This window comes from Stenotrophomonas sp. STEN147, from assembly GCF_056757995.1.
The window spans coordinates 1-17094 of sequence record NZ_JBRRCG010000027.1 but is presented as its reverse complement, the minus strand read 5'-3'; the positions used below and the strand labels follow the sequence as shown (position 1 = coordinate 17094).

The window sequence follows — 17094 nt, the reverse complement described above, 5'->3', positions numbered from 1 at the left end:
AAGGCTCGGCTATCCTGTGCACCATTGTCACCGCATTCGAAGACGCCATGCAGCCTACCTTCCCTCTGCCCGATGCCGACGCCCTGGCCCACAGCGACCAGCTGGCCGCCGCACTGCGCGCTGAAATCCTCGCCCAGGGGGGCGCGATGCCGTTTTCCCGCTTCATGGAACTGTGCCTGTACGCACCCGGGTGGGGCTATTACAGCGCCGGTGCCAGCAAGTTCGGTGGCGGTGGCGACTTCACCACTGCGCCCGAGCTGGGCGGCCTGTTCGCCGGCAGCGTGGCCAATGCGCTGGCGCCGGTGTTCGCCCAGCTCGGTGCGCAGTCGCGAATGCTGGAGCTGGGCGGCGGCACCGGTGCCTTCGCCGAAGCCGTGCTGCTGCGGCTGGCCGAGCTGGATGCGGTGCCTTCGCGTTACGCCATCCTTGAACCCAGTGCCGACCTGCGCCAGCGCCAGCAGCAGCGCCTGCAGCAGGCGCTGCCGGCAGAGCTGGCCACGCGCGTGGACTGGATCGACCGTCCGTTCGAAGAGGACTGGGAAGGTGTGGTGTTCGCCAACGAGGTGATCGACGCACTTCCGACCCCGCGCTTCCTGATCAGGGACGGCGAGGTCTATGAGGAGACCGTGGAACTGGACGCGGAGGGCAACTTCATCCGCGGCGCGCAGCCGGCCGATATTCTGCTCAACGGCGCCGTGCGCCACATCGAGCGCTATCTCGAAAGGCCCTTCGCCGACGGATACCGCTCGGAGGTGCTGCCGCAGCTGCCGTACTGGCTGCAGGCAGTGGCGGGCGGCCTGCAACGTGGCGCGATGCTGTTCATCGACTACGGCTACAGCCGCAGCGAGTTCTACCAGCACGATCGCGACGACGGCACGGTGCGCGCCTTCTACCGCCACCACGTGCATAACGACGTGCATCGCTGGCCGGGCCTGCAGGACATCACGGCCTCGGTGGACTTCACCGCGATGGCCGAAGCGGGCCTGCACGGTGGCTTCGAGCTGGCGGGGTACTGCAGCCAGGCCAGCTTCCTGATCGGCAATGGCCTGGACCAGGTGCTGAGCCTGGCCGAAGAGCGTACCGATGAGGTGGGGCGCATCCAGCTGCGCGACCAGGTAAAGAAGCTGACCCTGCCGACCGGCATGGGCGAGCGCTTCCAGGCGATCGGCCTGCAGCGTGGAATCGACTTCGAGCCGGCGTTCGCGCTGGGCGATCTGAGCTGGCGCCTGTGAGCGCGACGGCGCGCATGATCAAGCCGCTGCGGCGGCCGCGGCTATGGACTGCGCTGTGGGTGCTGGCCGTGCTGTTCGTGATCGTGGTCTGCCTGATTCCGCCGCCACCGATTCCCGTGCCGGAGAACGGCGACAAGGTCGAGCATTTCCTGGCGTACTTCATTCTGTCCGGCAGTGCCGTGCAGCTATTCCGGCAAGGACGTCCGCTGCTGTGGGTCGGGCTGGGCCTGGTGCTGATGGGAATCGGGATCGAGTTCGCACAGGGGGCGCTGACACGCGACCGCATGGCCGACCCGATGGACGCCCTCGCCAACACGGTTGGCGTTCTTGCCGGATTGGGCCTCGCGCTGACCCCGCTGCGCGACCTCCTGCTGCGCTGGCGGGGCTGACACGCCTTCCCTGGTTGAAGTGGAGCCGGGCATGGCCGGCTCCACGGCCTCCGGTTACTTCTGCAGCGTCACTTCGTCCAGCACCCACATCGCCGGGCGGGTATCACCGGTGAAGTTGATGCACAGGTCGTCGGTGCCATGCGTGCCCTTCGGCAGCGTCGCACGCAGGCTCACGAAGCCATCGGCATCGGGCGTGGCCGGCAGCGGGACTTCGGCCAGCACCTTGCCCGTGCAGCTGCCCCGGCGGATCAGCATCTCGCCGTGCGCGCGCCTGGCCTTCTCGAAGCGACGGTTCGGCTCGTCATGCGCCAGCTGGAAGTAGTAGGGGATGCGACCGGCGCGCACCTCCACGCTGCCGATGCCGTCCAGCTGCGCCTGTGGCCAGCGCCAGCAGGGCTGGAAGATGTCCACGTTGAAGACCGCGCGTGCGCCCTCGCGCGGGCCATCGTCTTCCAGGCGCAGTACCAGGCCCTTGTTGCCAACGCAGCTGAGCAGTTCGTCGCTGCGGCGGGCGAGCAGCGATTGCGGAGTGAACGCGGCTACGGTGGGCTCTGCGGCCAGCATCCGGCCCTGGTAGAACGCTGCGGCCTGTACCGTGGCGGGCACCTTCGCGGTCAGCGGCTGCTGGTACAGCGGCGACTGCGCGGTCACCGGCTGGCCATCGGTGCTGTAGCGCACCTCGTAGCCCAGCGGGTTGGCCAGCGACACCGTCACCGTGCCTGCGGCGCGATCATCGTGGTACGCCACGCCCACTTCGAACGGCGTCTGTGCATAGGCCAGTCCCCATGCGCGGTAGCGCTGCAGCTGTGACGGCAGGCGTGCCAGGAAGTCGCGGAAGTCACGCTTCCCGGGCGGGCTCCAGCCGGTCTCGGCCAGCGCCGCCAGGCGTGGGAACAGGTTGTGCTGCAGCCGCGCATAGCTGCGGGTGTGCTCGGTGAACATGTTCGCCTGCAGGCCGAGGATGTGTCCGCGCTTGTCGGCGGGCAGTTCGTCCGGCACCGGCTCGAAGTTGTAGAGCTTGCCGAGGTTGACCTGCGTGGGGCGGCCCGGCGGTTCATTGGGCGAGGCGGTCTGCAGGTAGTCCAGGTACAGGTAGCCGACCGGCGACATGATCACGTCATGGCCGGCGCTGGCAGCGGCCAGGCCGCCTTCGGTACCGCGCCAGGACATCACCGTAGCCTGGGGGGGCAGCCCGCCCTCGAGAATTTCGTCCCAGCCGATCAGGCGCCGGTCGTGTTCCTCCAGGAATGTCTCCAGGCGCTTGATGATGTGGCTCTGCATGGCCATCTCATCCTTGATGCCCAGCTCGCGCATGCGCTGCTGCACCTGCTTTGAGGCGATCCATTGGTCCTTGACCGCCTCGTCGCCACCCACGTGCACGTACTTCGCCGGGAACAGTGCGATCACCTCCTCCAGCACGTTCTCGAGGAAGGTCACGGTGCTGTCTTCCACGTTGAAGAGGTTGGGGAACACGCCCCATTCGCTGATCGGCTTCAGCGGCGTGCTGATCGAGCCCAGCTCCGGATAGGCGGCGATCGCGGCCGTGGCATGGCCCGGCACGTCGATTTCCGGAATCACCTGGATATGCAGCTTGGCCGCGTAGGCAATCACCTCGCGGATCTGCTCCTGCGTGTAGAAACCGCAGTACGGGTACTCCTGCCTGGTCACCGGATCGATGCCGCCATCGCCGGCCGGCAGGCGGCAGCTGCCGACCTCGGTCAGCTTCGGGTAGCGCTTGATCTCCATGCGCCAGCCCTGGTCATCGGTCAGGTGCCAATGGAAGGTGTTGAGCTTGTGCGCGGACATCGCATCAAGCACGCGCTTGATCTCGTCCAGGCTCTGGAAATGCCGCGCCGAGTCGAGCATGAAGCCCCGCCACGGGAAACGCGGCGCATCCTGGATCTGCACGGCCGGCAGCGCGCCCTGGCTGCCGCCGGTGGCCAGCTGGGCCAGCGTGGTGGCGCCGTAGAACAGGCCCGTCTCGTTGCCGGCCTGCACCAGCACGCCCTCCGCGGTGCTCTCCAGCGTGTAGCTCTCGCCACTGTCGCGGAAGGTGGGAACGATCTGGAAGCGGATGCCGCCGGCCTTGGCCGCGGCCTTGCCGGTAGCCAGCGCCAGGCGCGGGCCGCCGCTGCGCGCCAGCAGGTCGGCGAATTGGGTGGCGACCCGCTGCGCGGCCTCGCCGTCTGCGTACAGCGCGGTCGTGGCGGACACAGTGATGCCACTGCCCTGGCCGGGCTGCACGCTGGCGGGGGCAGGAATCAGCATCAGGCTGTTGGCGCGCAGCTGCGGGCCAGGAGCTTCAGCGGCGGGCACCGGATCGGCGGCGAAGGCCGGCAGGGCCGGCAGCAGGGCAAACAGGCTGCCCAGCAGCAGTGCGCCGTGCATCCTGGCGCGGAAGGGCTTGACCATCGGAACGACTCCTTGGAACGGTGCGATGAACGCTATACATGAAAAACGCCGGGCCCGGAATGACCCAGGCCCGGCGTGCGTGCACGACTCGGCGATGACGCGGCCGATGGATCAGTACTTGAAGCGGAAGTTGAGGTAGTACTGGCGGCCGTTGCTGTAGAACGACGTCGGAATGGCCGCGGTCTGGTAGTACTTGTAGGTCGGGTTGTTGAGGTTCAGCGCATCCAGGCTGATGCTCAGCCAGTCGGTGGCCTTGTAGCTCAGCGAGGCCGACAGCGTGCCGAAATCATCCTGGTAGTACGGGTTGGTGCCCGACAGGCTGATCAGGAACGACGAGCGGTGCGTGTAGCTGACGCGTGCCCCGAAACGCTCGTTCTCGAAGTAGGCCCCCACGTTGTAGGTGTTCTTCGAGGTACCCAGCAGGTTGTGCGAACCGTCGGACCAGGTGTGGGCCGTGGTGCCGTTGGCGTACGTGTAGTTGGCGTTGATGCCGAAGTACTCGCCGATCGGCTGCTCATAGGCCACTTCCACGCCGGTGACCTTGCCGTCGGCATTGATCGGGGTGGAGATCTGGTAGGTCTCGAGCTGGTTGGTCAGTTCGCTGTACAGCTGGCGCGAGACCACGTCAAAGGCGATGTAGTCCTTCATGTCCATGTGGTACGCACCGACCGACAGCAGGCCGCGCGGCATGAAGTACCACTCCAGGTTGGCGTCGAAGTTGGTGGACAGGGTCGGCTTCAGGTTCGGGTTGCCACCGCCGCCGGTCTTGTTCAGGTCCGAACCCCACGACGAAGCGCCCAGCGCCGAATAATCCGGCAGGGTTTGGGTCTGCGACGCGGCCACGCGCAGCACCAGCCTGTCGTCCAGGTCGAACTTGATGTTGGCGCTGGGCAGGACGCGGTTGCGCTTGTTCTGGAAGGCGGTGCGCTCCCACATGCCGAACAGGCTGCTCACATCGGCATCGGCGGCATTGCTGACCGCGTTGTAGGTGTCGATGTCCTGCTTGATGTTGACGTAGCGCAGGCCGACGTTGCCGCTCCACCAGTCGCCGCTGAAGTTGGCCTGCACGTAGCCGGCGAAGTTCTTCTCCTTCACCTTCCACTCGGCACCGTAGTTGTGGCGGCCGGTGGGGCCATCGTTGCCGGCCAGCCAGGTGGAGTTGTTGATGATCGCGTTCTTCAGTGCATCCGGCGTGTAGTACCAGATGTTGCGCGGGAAGGTGCCGCCGACATCACCGGCGAAGCCGCTGGGATAGTTGGCGGTGGCGCTGCCCTGCAGTGCGGACCAGATGTCACCCGGGGTCGCACCTTCCGGCGACAGCGCTTCGCGTTCGTGGTCGGCGAAGCGCACGCCGAAGTCCACGGAGTTCAGCACGCCGGTGCCGAAATACTGGCTGAAGTCCAGCGTGGCCCAGTCTTCCTTGTCTTCGGCGCGGACCAGCTGGTTGCCCCACGTGCCGAAACTGGTGACGCCGCTGGGGCTGATGTCGCCGCCGATGTTCCAGTCCACCGGCGAACCGGCGCCGTGCGTTGCCCAGCTGGCACCGCCGCCCTGGCCGAGCGTGACTTCAGCAATGAACTGGCGCGGGGTTTCACCGGTGCCCTTGGTGGTACCGGCCTGGAACTTCATGTCCAGGGTGTCGTTGATCTGCCAGTCGGCATCGAACGTGACGTAGTTGGTCTTGGCCGTGGCTTCACGGTAGATCATGTCGTAGACACCGTAGTTGGTGCCCGGAACGCCCGCGTAGGTGGCATTGCTCAACACGCCGTCGGTCACGGTGTAGCCCGGGTTCGGCGCCTGCGACTTGGCGAAGTTGCCGCCCCACAGCATGAAATTGCGGTTGTAGTTGTTGGCTTCCAGCTTGGAGGAGAAGCCGCTCAGCGACAGGTTCAGCGTGTCGGTCGGCTTGAACTGGATGGTCACCAGCCCGCCCTTGCGTTCGCGGGTCTGTTCGAACAGGGTCGAACCCAGCAGGCCGGGGACGGCCACGCCGATCAGGTCCGGATTGGTGAGGGCCACCGGATCATCGGCGCCGATCCGGGTGAAACCGCCAGGGATTTCCTGCGCCTCGCGGCGGAGCTCGCGCTTCTGGTAGAAGGCCTGCAGCATCACGCCGAAATTGTTGGCGTCATTCTTGTAGTTGAACAGCGCCGAGTACTGCGGGTCGGTCGACTTGGCCTGGTCCGAACGGACCGCACCCACCGAGGCTTCCGCACTGAAGGGCTTGGCGAACTCCAGCGGCTTGCGCGTGATGATGTTGACGGTACCGGTGGTGCCGCCATCCTGCAGCTTGGCCTGCGAGGACTTGTTCACTTCCACCGAGCTCACCAGCTCGGAGGGCAGCAGCGAGTAGCTGACGCTGCGGCCGACGTTGTTGCCCTGGCTGAGCACGAACCAGTCGGCCGAGCCGACGGTGTGGCCGTTGATCAGGGTCTGGGTCAGGCTCGGGCTGGTGCCACGCAGGCTGACGCGGTCGGCTTCATCGAAGCCGCCTTCGTCGGCGCTGGACGAACTGATGTTGACGCCGGGCAGGCGCTGCAGGGTGTCGGCCACATTGTGCGCCGGCAGCTTGCCGACGTCTTCGGCGGTCACCACTTCCACGCGCGCGTTGGCTTCGCGCTTGGTATCCAGCGACTTCTCCATCGAGCCACGGATGCCGGTGACGGTCACGGTGTCCAGGTCGGTTGCGGTCGGCGCAGCCTGCTGGGCATGTGCGCTGAAAGCGAGGCAGCTGACGATGGCGGCCGAAAGCAGGGTCTTGCGGGTGTTCATGATGTCTCTCCTCATCACTCGATTGGGTGCCGGCGGCGGTGTTCGGTTGCGGTTGCGTTGACGTGCGCGGGGCGGCGGCGATGTCCCGTGCATTGGCGTGCCACGTACTGCGTGCTGCAATTGCGTTGAAGCCTGTTGCGGTGTCAGGCGGCGGACTGCTGCAGGTACCAGCTGGCAGCACCGACCACGCCCAGCTGGCCGTGCTCGACCACCTTCACCGGGATGCGTGCCAGTGCTTCGCCCATCGGACCCTTCTGCAGGTAGCGCTCGACGAAGGTGCTGGTGCGCAGGTACTCGCGGATCTGCGGCAGGATGCCGCCGGCCAGATAGACGCCCCCATGGGCGCCGTAGAACAGGGCCATGTCGCCGATGGTGCTGCCGAGCAGGCCGCAGAACACATCCAGCGCCTTGCGTGCGTGCGCATCAGTGCCGGCCATCGCCGCGGCGGTGACCGCGTCCGGACTGGCCAGGGTGGGCTGCTGTCCCTGCAGGGCGCACACCGCGCGGTACAGGTTCATCAGGCCGGGGCCGGAGATTGCGTGCTCGATCGACACGTGAGCGCGCTCGCGCTGCATGTGGCGGACGATGGCCATTTCCAGTTCGGTGCTGGCGGCCAGCGTCGGTTGCCCGGCTTCGGTAGCCAGCACGACCGGGCCATGGGCGGTCGGGATCCACAGTGCCGCACCCAGGCCCGTACCCGGACCGACCACGAGGGTCGGTCCGCGCGGGGCGCTTTCCGGCCCACACAGGTGCAGGACGCCGCTGGCGTCGACCTGTGCCGCGGCATAGGCCACCGCTTCGAAGTCGTTGACGATGTGGACCTGCTGTACGCCGACGTCGGCCTCGATCTGCCGCGCGGACAGCGGCCAGGGCACGTTGGCAGTGATGACCGTCCCGTCTTCGCGCGCATAACCGGCCGTGGCCACCACGCAATGCGCCGGGCGCGGACCGTCGCCCAGGAAGTCGGACAGGATCGCACTCAGGCCGGCGTGGTCGGCATTGCGATACTTGCGGTATTCCAGCACCTGCACCGGATGGGCGGCATCGCCGCTGGCCTGGACCCGGGCGACACGCACATGGGTGCCGCCGACGTCGGCGGCCAGGAACGAGGGCGCGACGCGGGACAGGACATGGGCCGGGGCGGGATGGCTGGCGGTCACGCGGGCTCCTGCTGAAGAGGGCGCCGGATCCGAGGGTGAGGCCGGCTGTTGGGCGGAGTCTGTAACTCCGTTGACAACGATGTCAACGAGTTCGTGACACTTTCGTTGCTGCGGCGCAACGAATGAGGCGTGTGGTAAACGTTTCCATGGCGTGAACAGCGCCTTCACGGCGGAGCCCTTGCTGCACGGGGCTCAACGGCTCCAGCGCATTCAGCACGCGACCGCACGCGACGGTTGCGCGATGCAGCATGGCCTGCGTTGCCCCGCGCAGGGAAGTTGACAAACCGCCGTTGTCCATCGAAAGAATGTGACAACGTTGTTCCCAGCCACTCTCCGACGCCGCGCTCTGCGACCGTCGCCGCAGGAGCCCTCCTGATGTCCGCCGTCCCCGCTGCAAGCGCGCGCCCGAACGTGGCCACCTCCATCGCCATCGTCGGCGTGCTGTTCTTCCTGATCGGCTTCTTCACCTGGCTCAACGGCCCGCTGATCACCTTCGTCAAGCTGGCCTTCGAGCTCAGCGAGGTCGGCGCCTTCCTGGTGCTGATGGTGTTCTACCTGTCCTATTTCTTCCTGGCCCTGCCGTCGTCGTGGATCCTGCGCCGCACCGGCATGAAGAAGGGCCTCAGCCTGAGCCTGCTGGTGATGGCCGGCGGCGCGGCACTCTTCGGTGAATTCGCGACGCAGCGCTGGTACCCCGGCGCGCTGGGCGGGCTGTTCGTGATCGGCAGCGGCCTGGCCCTGCTGCAGACGGCGATCAATCCCTACATCTCCATCCTCGGCCCGATCGAGACCGCAGCGCGTCGCATCGCGCTGATGGGCATCTGCAACAAGATCGCCGGCATGCTGGCGCCGGTGCTGATCGGCACCCTGGTGCTGCATGGCATCGGTGACCTGGACAAGCAGGTGCAGGCGGCCGACGCGGTCACCAAGGTGGCCCTGCTCAATGAGTTCGCCGCCAAGATCCATGCACCGTACCTGGCGATGGCCGGCCTGCTGGTGCTGCTGGCCGTCGCCGTATTGTTCTCGCCGCTGCCGGAGATCAAGTCCTCCGAGGCCAACGCCACCCCGATGGCCGCTGGCGCAGCCGAGCGCAGCAGCATCTTCCAGTTCCCGCACCTGTGGCTGGGCGTGCTCTGCCTGTTCGTGTATGTCGGCGTGGAAGTGATGGCCGGTGATGCCATCGGTACCTATGGCCACGGCTTCGACCTGCCGCTGGACCAGACCAAGATGTTCACCTCGTTGACCCTGGCGGCGATGCTGGCCGGCTACGTGGTGGGCCTGCTGCTGATTCCCCGGGTGGTTTCGCAGTCGCGCTACCTGACCGTTTCGGCGGTACTGGGCGTGGTGTTCTGCCTCGGTGCTTGGGCCACCCACGGCTACGTTTCGGTGGCCTTCGTGGCCCTGCTGGGCTTTGCCAACGCAATGATGTGGCCGGCCATCTTCCCGCTGGCGATCCGTGGCCTGGGCCGTTTCACCGAGACCGGCTCGGCGCTGCTGGTGATGGGTATCGCCGGTGGCGCGATCATTCCGCAGTTGTTCGCCGTGCTCAAGCAGCACATCGATTTCCAGCTGGTGTTCGTGCTGCTGATGGTGCCGTGCTACCTGTACATCCTGTTCTACTCGGTCATCGGCCACCGCGCCGGCCTGCCGCAGGAGCGCTGATAGGCGATGATGGACGGCAGCCAACCCCAGGGAAAACCCATGCGCAGAGCGACCATCAAGGACGTCGCGGAGAAGGCCAAGGTCTCTCTGAAGACGGTCTCGCGGGTGATCAACAACGAGCCCTCCGTGATGCAGGCCACCCGTGCGCGGGTGCTGCGGGCGATCGCCGAGCTCGACTACGAGCCCGATCCGTCCGCGCGCAACCTGCGCAGCGGGACCACGTTCGTGATCGGGCTGGTCTACGACAACCCCAACCCGTACCACATCATCGGCGTGCAGAACGGCGTGCTGGCCGCGTGCCGGGAGACCGGCTTCGGCCTGCAGATCCATCCCTGCGACTCCAGCTCGCCCCTGTTGGCCGATGAACTGGCCGACTGGGTACAGCGCTCGCGCCTGGCCGGCCTGGTGCTGACCGCACCGATGTCCGAGCGCCGCGATCTGGTGCAGGCGCTGACCGCACGCGGCATCAAGCTGGTGCGCATCATCGCGGCGACCGAGGACCCGGCGGACGGAGCCTGCGTGTTCGTCGACGACCGCGAAGCGGCCTACGAGATCACCGAGCATCTGATCCAGCTGGGCCATCAGCGCATCGGCTTCCTGTGGGGTGGCAGCTCGCACCGCTCTTCCGGCGAACGTTATGCCGGCTACGAAGCGGCGCTGAAGGACTACGGCATGACCGTGGACAAGCATCTGGTGGTGCAGGGCGACTACACCTTCGACGACGGTTTCCGGGGCGCGCGCCGCCTGCTGGCGCTGCGCGAACCGCCCACCGCCATCTTCGGTTCCAACGATGAAATCGCTGCGGGCGTGCTGGCCGCTGCCAAATCGGCGGGGATGAACGTGCCCTATGACCTGTCCATTGCCGGCTTCGAGGACAGCCCGTTCTCGCGCCAGTCCTGGCCGCCATTGACTACCGCCAAGCAGGCCACCGAGGACATCGCACGCCACGCCGCGCGCCTGCTGATCGCGCAGCTGCGCAGCGATGCCTATGACGACGCGCCGGCACCGCTGCACAACCAGGGCTTCGTGCCGCAGCTGATCGTGCGCGGGTCGACTGCGCCGATGCGTCCCGCCGGCGCCCGCCCACTCCCTTCCGATCCTGCCTGAGCCCGCCATGTCGCTGTCCGACCCCACCTCCACCCTGATGTTCGCCGAAGCCGCTGAAGCGGCCGACGTCGTCGCCCGCCAGTTCTCGCGCAACCACGCCACGATGGAGACGCTGGCTGCCAGCCTGCGCGCCGCGCCACCCCCGTTCGTGGTCACCTGCGCGCGCGGCAGCTCCGATCATGCCGCCACCTACGGCAAGTACCTGCTGGAAACCCAGCTGGGCCTGGTGGTCGCCTCCGCCTCGCCGTCGGTGGGCTCGGTGTATGCCGCGCCGCTGCAGCTGCGCGGTGCACTGTTCATCGTCATCTCGCAGTCGGGCAAGAGTCCGGATCTGCTGCGCAATGCCGAAGCGGCCAAGGCCGCCGGCGCGCGCGTGGTCGCACTGGTCAATGTCGAGGACTCGCCGTTGGCGCAGCTGGCCGACACGGTGATTCCGCTGCATGCGGGCCCGGAGAAGAGCGTGGCCGCGACCAAGAGCTACCTGGCGTCGCTGGCGGCACTGCTGCAGCTGGCCACCTACTGGAAGCAGGACAGTGGCCTGCGCGCTGCGCTGGACCTGCTGCCGGATGCATTGCGCGAGGCATGGCAGTGCGATTGGACGGCGCTGGCCGATGGCCTGGTGGATGCCACCAACCTGTTCGTGCTCGGGCGTGGGCTCGGCCTTGGCGCCGCGCAGGAAGCGGCGCTGAAATTCAAGGAAACCTGCAGTCTGCATGCCGAGGCCTACAGCTCGGCCGAGGTCAAGCATGGCCCGATGGCGCTGGTCGGCCGCGGCTTCCCGGTGCTGGCTTTCGCCCAGCCCGATGAGACCGGCGCGGGCACACGTGCCGTGGTGGAGGAGTTCTCAGCGCGTGGTGCGCAGGTGTGGATGGCCGGCGCCGCAGGCAACCTGCCGGTGGCTGCCGCGCCGCATCCGTTGTGCGCCCCGCTGCTCACCGTGCAGAGTTTCTACCGTGCGATCAATGCGCTGGCGCTGCGCCGCGGGTTCAACCCGGACCTGCCGCCGCATCTGAACAAGGTCACGGAGACCGTGTGATGGCAACGGTGCTGCGCAATGCCCGCATCCTGGTCGGGGATGGTTTCCGCGATGACCTGGCAGTGCTCATCGAGGACGGGAAGATCAGCGCGCTGCTCCCCGATGCCGCGCCGCAGCTCGGCCAGGCCGATGAGCAGATGGACCTCGGCGGCGGCTGGCTGCTGCCGGGTTTCATCGACGTGCAGGTCAATGGCGGTGGCGGCGCGCTGTTCAACAACACGCCGGACGTGGCGGCACTGCGCACCATCGCGCAGGCGCACCGCCGTTTCGGCACCACCGCGATGCTGCCGACGCTGATCAGTGATGACGTGGCGGTGATGCGCGAGGCGATCGCCGCCTTGCGCGAAGCCATCGCTCAAGGCGTACCCGGTGTCATCGGCATCCATCTGGAAGGGCCGTACATCGCCCCGGCACGGAAGGGGACCCACGACGCCAGCAAATTCCGCGTGCCCGATGCGGAGGAGATCGCGCTGGCCGCCTCGCTGGACAATGGCGTGACCCTGCTCACCCTTGCGCCGGAACGGGTACCGCTGGAGTCGATCCGCGCACTGGTGGAGCGCGGGGTGATCGTCGCGGCTGGACATACCGCTGGAACGTACGAAGAGATCCGCGCCGGCCTGGATGCCGGTGTGCGCGGCTTCACCCATCTGTACAACGCGATGTCGCCGCTGCAGGGCCGGGAGCCGGGCGCGGTGGGTGCCGCGCTGGAAGATCGCGACAGCTGGATCGGCATCATCGTCGACGGCGTGCACGTGCATCCGGCCAGCCTGCGGGTAGCGCTGGCGGCCAAGCCACGCGGCCGCCTGCTGCTGGTGACCGATGCGATGCCGCCGGTCGGCGCCGATGATCCCAGCTATGTGCTGTATGGCGAGACCATCACTGCCGTCGATGGGGTGGTGCGCAACGCAGCTGGCGCGCTGGCCGGCTCGGCACTGGACATGGCCACGGCCGTGCGCAACACCGTGCAGCTGCTCGGCCAGCCGCTTGCCGAAGCGGCGCGCATGGCCTCGACCTATCCGGCGCAGTTCCTCAATGTGGACGACCGGCTGGGCCACATCGCCGAGGGTTACCAGGCCGACCTGGTGCTGCTGGACGATGCCCTGCAGGTGCGGGGCACCTGGATTGCCGGACAGTACGAGGCCGCCTGATGAGTGCTGCGCCGTCAGCGCGCCTGGGCTCGATCGACGCCCTGCGCGGCATCACCGTGGCAGCGATGCTGCTGGTCAACAACCCGGGCGACTGGAGTGCGGTGTTCGCACCGCTGCGTCATTCGGACTGGCATGGCTGCACGCCCACCGATCTGGTGTTCCCGTTCTTCCTGTTCCTGGTGGGCGTGTCGATGGCCTTCAGCGTGGCACCGCGCGCGCTCGATGCTTCGAAGCGACCCACACTGGCGCGTGGGGTGCTGGAGCGCGCGTTGCGCATCCTGGTAGCCGGGGCGTTGTTGCATCTGCTGATCTGGTGGGCGCTGGATACGCATCACTTCCGCATCTGGGGCGTGCTGCAACGCATCGCGGTGTGTGCGGCGCTGGTTGGCCTGCTGGCGGTGTATGCGCGGCTGCACGTGCAGGTCGGGGTGCTTGTCGGGCTGCTGGTGGGCTATACCGTGCTGCTGCTCGGCCTCGGTGATCTGTCGCCATGGACCAACCCGGCCAGCCGTCTGGATACCGCGCTGTTCGCCCCGTGGATCTACCAGTGGCACGCCGATACCGGGCTTGGGCATGACCCGGAAGGGCTGCTGAGCACGCTGGGCGCGCTGGCCAGCACCACCCTGGGCTTGCTGGCCGGCGCACTGCTGCGCAGCGGTCGTGCCGTGGCGCTGGCGGGATTGGGCGCCGCAACGGCAGTGCTGGGCCTGCTGCTTGCCATTGTGCTGCCGTTGAACAAGCAGCTGTGGACGCCCAGCTACGTGCTGTGGACCGGAGGTCTTGCGGCGCTGGCCCTGTGGCTGGCGCATGTGCTGATCGACCAGAAGGGCTGGCCCGCGTGGGGCCGTCGTTTCGGCGTGAACGCGATCACCGCGTATCTGGGGGCCTCGGTGATGTCGGTGGCATTGTTGGCAACCGGCACCTGGGGCTGGGTCTGGCAGCAGCTGGCGGCGGCCATGCCGGGTGCGCCGGAACTGGCGTCGATGCTGCAGGGCTTGGCCTTCGTCACCCTGTGGTGGGGCGTCGCGTGGTGGCTGGACCGGCGCAGGATCTATCTCAAGATCTGACAGCGCCGGGGTATGGACGTACCTGCGGTGGAGCAGGGCCAGCTCGGCTCATTGCTGGCCGGGGACTGCCGCTGCGGGCTCCACCAGCGCCCCCGCGTGATCGGCCAGCACCTGTACCGCGTGCAGCAGCCCTTCTTCCACCTGCGGCGGGCAGTGCGCTCGGGCATCGTCCATCTCCCGCGCCGCCTGCGCGGCCAGCAGCAGTCCTGCGCAGGAAGACACCGCGGCCAGGCAGCGCGTAGCGCCGGCCAGATCACGCGCCCTCGCTTCCGTGATCCGCGTTTCGGGCCAAGGTTGGCCGCTGGCACCGTCGCCGCGCGCGATGCTGCGTAACCGGGCGAAGAATGCAGGCTGCGGCACGTTCTCGTGGGCTGCGGCCAGCGCATCTTCCAGGATGTCGGCGGCAGCGGCGGGCAGCCGCAGCCCAGGCAGGGCGTTGCCCAGCAGCGCGTGCAGGCGGGGATGGGTGGGATGGGGCAGGGTCATGGTGGCAACCTCACAGGCAAGGCCACCTGCGGGGCGCAGGGTGGCGGGCGGTGCGGGTTGGCGTGCCGGTGAAGCTTTTCAACGGAGAAAAAGCCGGCGGATCCGGAGATCCCCACGCACCGCCCGCCGCAGAACGACGGAGGGTGCACTACTCGGGCCCGCGATGTTGTCGCAAGCCCGCCGTTGAAAAGCTTCATTCGGGACGCCAATCCCGGTCAGCGCAGCGAGCGCCGACAGCATCAGGGTCACGCCTTCCACAGCGCGATGACATGGGCAAAGTTGCAATGTGTGTGTTCGTATCGGCTGCCTTCCTCGCGCCCGGAGCGCCGTGTCGGCATCGCGCAATGCCTGCGCTGCCAGCCAGTCCAGATGCGACAACCTGCGCGATGGCCGTGCCGATCATCAACCCGCTATGCTGGGCGCCTGACTCAACGGCAAGGAACGTCGTATGCAGATCTGCAACGGAGTGCGCCGCGCGGGTGCGACGGTGGTCGTGCTGTGGGCTGCGCAGACGATGGCCGCAACGGCCTCGGCATCCGCGGTTGAACTGCCCTCACCGGAGGCGCAGGTGCAGATGCTGCAGCTGCTGGAGGCACGCGCGCTGTACCACGACCGTGTCGATTGGGCCGGTGTACGTGCGATGCTGGCCGCCGCAACCGATGATGCTGGCCGGCGCCAGTTGCTGGATGACGCCGCTACCCGCAGCACGGGCGGCCATGGCCGCTGGATTCCGCCCAGCCTGCAACGCCAGCGTTCCGGGCGTGCGCAACGCTTGAAGGCCGGCCAGGATGCGGCGTCGCCAATGCCGTGGCAGGCCGATGCGCGCGTCGGAGTACTGCAGGTGAGCCCGTTCCTGGACGATCCTCAGGCGGGCGAGCAGGCACGGTATGACGCTCGCAGAACCTACGCGCTGGCGCTGCAGCACCGCATCCTGACCCTGGATGACGGCACGCGGTGCGGCTGGGTGGTCGATCTGTCCGGCAATGGCGGCGGCAACATGTGGCCCATGCTGCTGGGCCTGCTGCCGTTGTTGCAGGGCACCCCGGATAAGGAAGGGGCCGTGATCGGCGGCTTCCGCAGCGCCGAAGGGCAACGGCCGTGGCGACAACGCGACGGAGAGGTCCTGGATGGCGCGAATTCGCGGCTTCGCTCGCGCCAGGCGGCTTATGCGCTGCGCAGCGGTCCCGCACCGGTCGCGGTGGTGTTCGGCCCCCGTACTGCCAGTTCGGGCGAGGCCGTGGCGCTGGCCTTCCGCGGGCAGCCCGGCAGCCGCAGTTTCGGCCAGCCCAGTGCAGGCTATTCCACCGGCAATCAACCCGTGCCCCTGGTGGATGGCAGCATGCTGCTGCTGACCGTGAATGTCATGACCGACCGCCAGGGGCAGGGTGACGGTCGCCAGCTGCAGCCGGATCAGCCCACCGCCCCCGGAGCATCCGGTCTGCAGGCCGCGCAGGACTGGCTGCTGGCCCAGCCCGCCTGCTCGGGGCGTTGATCTGCACGCAGGAAGGCGAGCCGTGGGAGGCGCCGCTTACACCGGTTCATCGCTCGAGGGCCCGGCCTGTTAAAGTCTCTCCTGCAATCACGTAGCGGAAGCGACCATGGACCACGACACCCCGTTCGAACCCCTCAACGACCTCGAGGTGCGCCTGCTGCAGGCCCAGGATGGCACGCTGACCGCGTCGCAGTTCCTCGATGGGCTGCTGACCTCGACGGCGTTCGTGCTGCTGGACAAGGCCATCGGCGAAGACGGCGCATGGGACGAGAGCATCTCGCCCCTGGTGCTGACCAGCGAGAGTGGCGAGCCGATGTTCGCGGTGTTCACCGCCCCCGAGCGTGCCGGCCTGTGGCACGAACAGCTGCCGCAGTTCGCGCATGCCATGCCGATCGCGGTGCATGCGCTGCTGGCCGGAATCGGCGACGGTGTCGGCCTGGTGCTGAACCCCGGCCTGGACGTGGGCATGGAGATGATTCCCGATGCCGTGGCGCAGTTGAAGCAGCGCGCCGCTGCGATCACGCGGGGCATGGCGCACTGACTACACCGGTGCCGGTGGTGGATCCGGATGCGCTCACATGTGGTGTCGCATAAGGACCGGGTTTGCCGCTGAGAAGTGATTCGACGATCACTTTGAGGCTTTCATCGACAGAGAAACGGCATTGCAGTGCGTGAGTCTCCGCGCTGGCATGTCTGCGTTGTCGTCTTTGACTCTTTCTTCTGTGCCCTGCAGCCGAACAGTCTGGCCCGTTTCAAGCCGGACGCGCGTTGCTCATGGAAGGACTTCCGCATCACCTCCGTCATGCGACGTTGCTCGCGGCGCTTGCAGCGCCGCGAAGCGACGATCGCTTTCTCAGGTTGCACACCCCCTGCGGCACCGACGTGCTGGTGGCCGAAACGCTGGATGGCGTCGAACAGATCGACGGCATCGGTTTCCAATGGACGATCACGGCGCTGTCGCTGGATGCGGGCCTGTCGCTGGGCCCGCTGATCGGGCAGGGCGCGCTGCTGCAGATGCAGCAGGCCGACGGCAGCCTGCGGCCGTTGCATGGACGCATCACCGCCGCCGAGCGGCTGGGCAGCAATGGCGGCCTGGCACGCTACCGGCTGCGCCTGCAGCCGTGGCTGGCG

The 17094-nt window shown here is 67.4% G+C and carries 14 protein-coding genes; 10 read left to right on the top strand and 4 right to left on the bottom strand.

Annotation, left to right across the window (positions count from 1 at the left end):
- The first annotated feature begins 47 nt into the window (after positions 1 to 47).
- Together ACVOKU_RS17965 and ACVOKU_RS17960 are read left to right on the top strand one after the other, a co-directional pair.
- On the top strand, positions 48 to 1232 hold the full coding sequence (locus ACVOKU_RS17965) for a class I SAM-dependent methyltransferase (protein WP_053519292.1): 1185 nt from the start codon (positions 48 to 50) through the stop codon (positions 1230 to 1232).
- 14 nt (positions 1233 to 1246) lie between these two features.
- A complete protein-coding gene (locus tag ACVOKU_RS17960) occupies positions 1247 to 1621 on the top strand; it encodes a VanZ family protein (protein WP_065175153.1) in 375 nt (124 codons plus the stop codon).
- A 54-nt stretch (positions 1622 to 1675) separates the two neighbouring features.
- Here ACVOKU_RS17960 and ACVOKU_RS17955 read toward each other — a convergent pair whose 3' ends face one another.
- The 3 genes from ACVOKU_RS17955 to ACVOKU_RS17945 form a co-directional block, all read right to left on the bottom strand.
- Positions 1676 to 4033, bottom strand: a complete 2358-nt coding sequence (locus ACVOKU_RS17955) for a family 20 glycosylhydrolase (protein WP_481560539.1) — start codon at positions 4031 to 4033, stop codon at positions 1676 to 1678.
- A gap of 111 nt (positions 4034 to 4144) precedes the next feature.
- Positions 4145 to 6805, bottom strand: a complete 2661-nt coding sequence (locus tag ACVOKU_RS17950) for a TonB-dependent receptor (RefSeq protein ID WP_053519286.1) — start codon at positions 6803 to 6805, stop codon at positions 4145 to 4147.
- 143 nt (positions 6806 to 6948) lie between these two features.
- Complete coding sequence (locus ACVOKU_RS17945; RefSeq protein ID WP_053519284.1) at positions 6949 to 7965, bottom strand: glucokinase family protein; 1017 nt, start codon at positions 7963 to 7965, stop codon at positions 6949 to 6951.
- 375 nt (positions 7966 to 8340) lie between these two features.
- On the opposite strand from ACVOKU_RS17945, the gene ACVOKU_RS17940 reads away from it, so the two are divergent.
- Genes ACVOKU_RS17940 through ACVOKU_RS17920 form a run of 5 tightly spaced genes read left to right on the top strand, consistent with a single transcriptional unit; the run spans position 8341 to position 13985 of the window.
- A complete protein-coding gene (locus ACVOKU_RS17940) occupies positions 8341 to 9627 on the top strand; it encodes a sugar MFS transporter (RefSeq protein ID WP_065181756.1) in 1287 nt (428 codons plus the stop codon).
- A gap of 39 nt (positions 9628 to 9666) precedes the next feature.
- Complete coding sequence (locus ACVOKU_RS17935; RefSeq protein ID WP_065181755.1) at positions 9667 to 10734, top strand: LacI family DNA-binding transcriptional regulator; 1068 nt, start codon at positions 9667 to 9669, stop codon at positions 10732 to 10734.
- A gap of 7 nt (positions 10735 to 10741) precedes the next feature.
- Positions 10742 to 11770 carry an SIS domain-containing protein gene (locus tag ACVOKU_RS17930; protein ID WP_065175151.1) on the top strand — a complete coding sequence of 343 codons (1029 nt, stop codon included), beginning with the start codon at positions 10742 to 10744 and terminating at the stop codon, positions 11768 to 11770.
- Positions 11770 to 12918, top strand: a complete 1149-nt coding sequence (gene nagA, locus ACVOKU_RS17925; protein ID WP_481560538.1) for an N-acetylglucosamine-6-phosphate deacetylase — start codon at positions 11770 to 11772, stop codon at positions 12916 to 12918. Before ACVOKU_RS17930 ends, nagA begins: the two co-directional genes overlap by 1 nt.
- Positions 12918 to 13985 carry an acyltransferase family protein gene (locus tag ACVOKU_RS17920; RefSeq protein ID WP_481560537.1) on the top strand — a complete coding sequence of 356 codons (1068 nt, stop codon included), beginning with the start codon at positions 12918 to 12920 and terminating at the stop codon, positions 13983 to 13985. The genes nagA and ACVOKU_RS17920 overlap by 1 nt, the downstream gene beginning before the upstream one ends.
- A 48-nt stretch (positions 13986 to 14033) precedes the next feature.
- Here ACVOKU_RS17920 and ACVOKU_RS17915 read toward each other — a convergent pair whose 3' ends face one another.
- Entirely contained in the window at positions 14034 to 14471 is a 438-nt protein-coding gene (locus ACVOKU_RS17915) for a hypothetical protein (RefSeq protein WP_481560536.1), read from the bottom strand.
- A gap of 448 nt (positions 14472 to 14919) precedes the next feature.
- On the opposite strand from ACVOKU_RS17915, the gene ACVOKU_RS17910 reads away from it, so the two are divergent.
- The 3 genes from ACVOKU_RS17910 to ACVOKU_RS17900 all read left to right on the top strand — a co-directional run.
- On the top strand, positions 14920 to 15963 hold the full coding sequence (locus tag ACVOKU_RS17910; RefSeq protein ID WP_481560535.1) for a S41 family peptidase: 1044 nt from the start codon (positions 14920 to 14922) through the stop codon (positions 15961 to 15963).
- A 106-nt stretch (positions 15964 to 16069) separates the two neighbouring features.
- Entirely contained in the window at positions 16070 to 16504 is a 435-nt protein-coding gene (locus tag ACVOKU_RS17905; RefSeq protein WP_005411035.1) for an SseB family protein, read from the top strand.
- A 317-nt stretch (positions 16505 to 16821) separates the two neighbouring features.
- Positions 16822 to 17094, top strand: a 273-nt coding sequence (locus tag ACVOKU_RS17900) for a contractile injection system protein, VgrG/Pvc8 family (RefSeq protein ID WP_481560534.1), incomplete at its 3' end; no start/stop codon positions are given.

Bases quoted from the DNA above. Each gene is read 5' to 3' on its own strand.
- ACVOKU_RS17935 (WP_065181755.1), top strand. From the start codon at position 9,667: ATGCGCAGAGCGACCATCAAGGACGTCGCGGAGAAGGCCAAGGTCTCT.
- ACVOKU_RS17920 (WP_481560537.1), top strand. From the start codon at position 12,918: ATGAGTGCTGCGCCGTCAGCGCGCCTGGGCTCGATCGACGCCCTGCGC.
- ACVOKU_RS17930 (WP_065175151.1), top strand. From the start codon at position 10,742: ATGTCGCTGTCCGACCCCACCTCCACCCTGATGTTCGCCGAAGCCGCT.
- ACVOKU_RS17905 (WP_005411035.1), top strand. From the start codon at position 16,070: ATGGACCACGACACCCCGTTCGAACCCCTCAACGACCTCGAGGTGCGC.
- ACVOKU_RS17965 (WP_053519292.1), top strand. From the start codon at position 48: ATGCAGCCTACCTTCCCTCTGCCCGATGCCGACGCCCTGGCCCACAGC.
- ACVOKU_RS17915 (WP_481560536.1), bottom strand. From the start codon at position 14,471: ATGACCCTGCCCCATCCCACCCATCCCCGCCTGCACGCGCTGCTGGGC.
- nagA (WP_481560538.1), top strand. From the start codon at position 11,770: ATGGCAACGGTGCTGCGCAATGCCCGCATCCTGGTCGGGGATGGTTTC.
- ACVOKU_RS17950 (WP_053519286.1), bottom strand. From the start codon at position 6,805: ATGAACACCCGCAAGACCCTGCTTTCGGCCGCCATCGTCAGCTGCCTC.
- ACVOKU_RS17910 (WP_481560535.1), top strand. From the start codon at position 14,920: ATGCAGATCTGCAACGGAGTGCGCCGCGCGGGTGCGACGGTGGTCGTG.
- ACVOKU_RS17960 (WP_065175153.1), top strand. From the start codon at position 1,247: ATGATCAAGCCGCTGCGGCGGCCGCGGCTATGGACTGCGCTGTGGGTG.
- ACVOKU_RS17940 (WP_065181756.1), top strand. From the start codon at position 8,341: ATGTCCGCCGTCCCCGCTGCAAGCGCGCGCCCGAACGTGGCCACCTCC.
- ACVOKU_RS17955 (WP_481560539.1), bottom strand. From the start codon at position 4,033: ATGGTCAAGCCCTTCCGCGCCAGGATGCACGGCGCACTGCTGCTGGGC.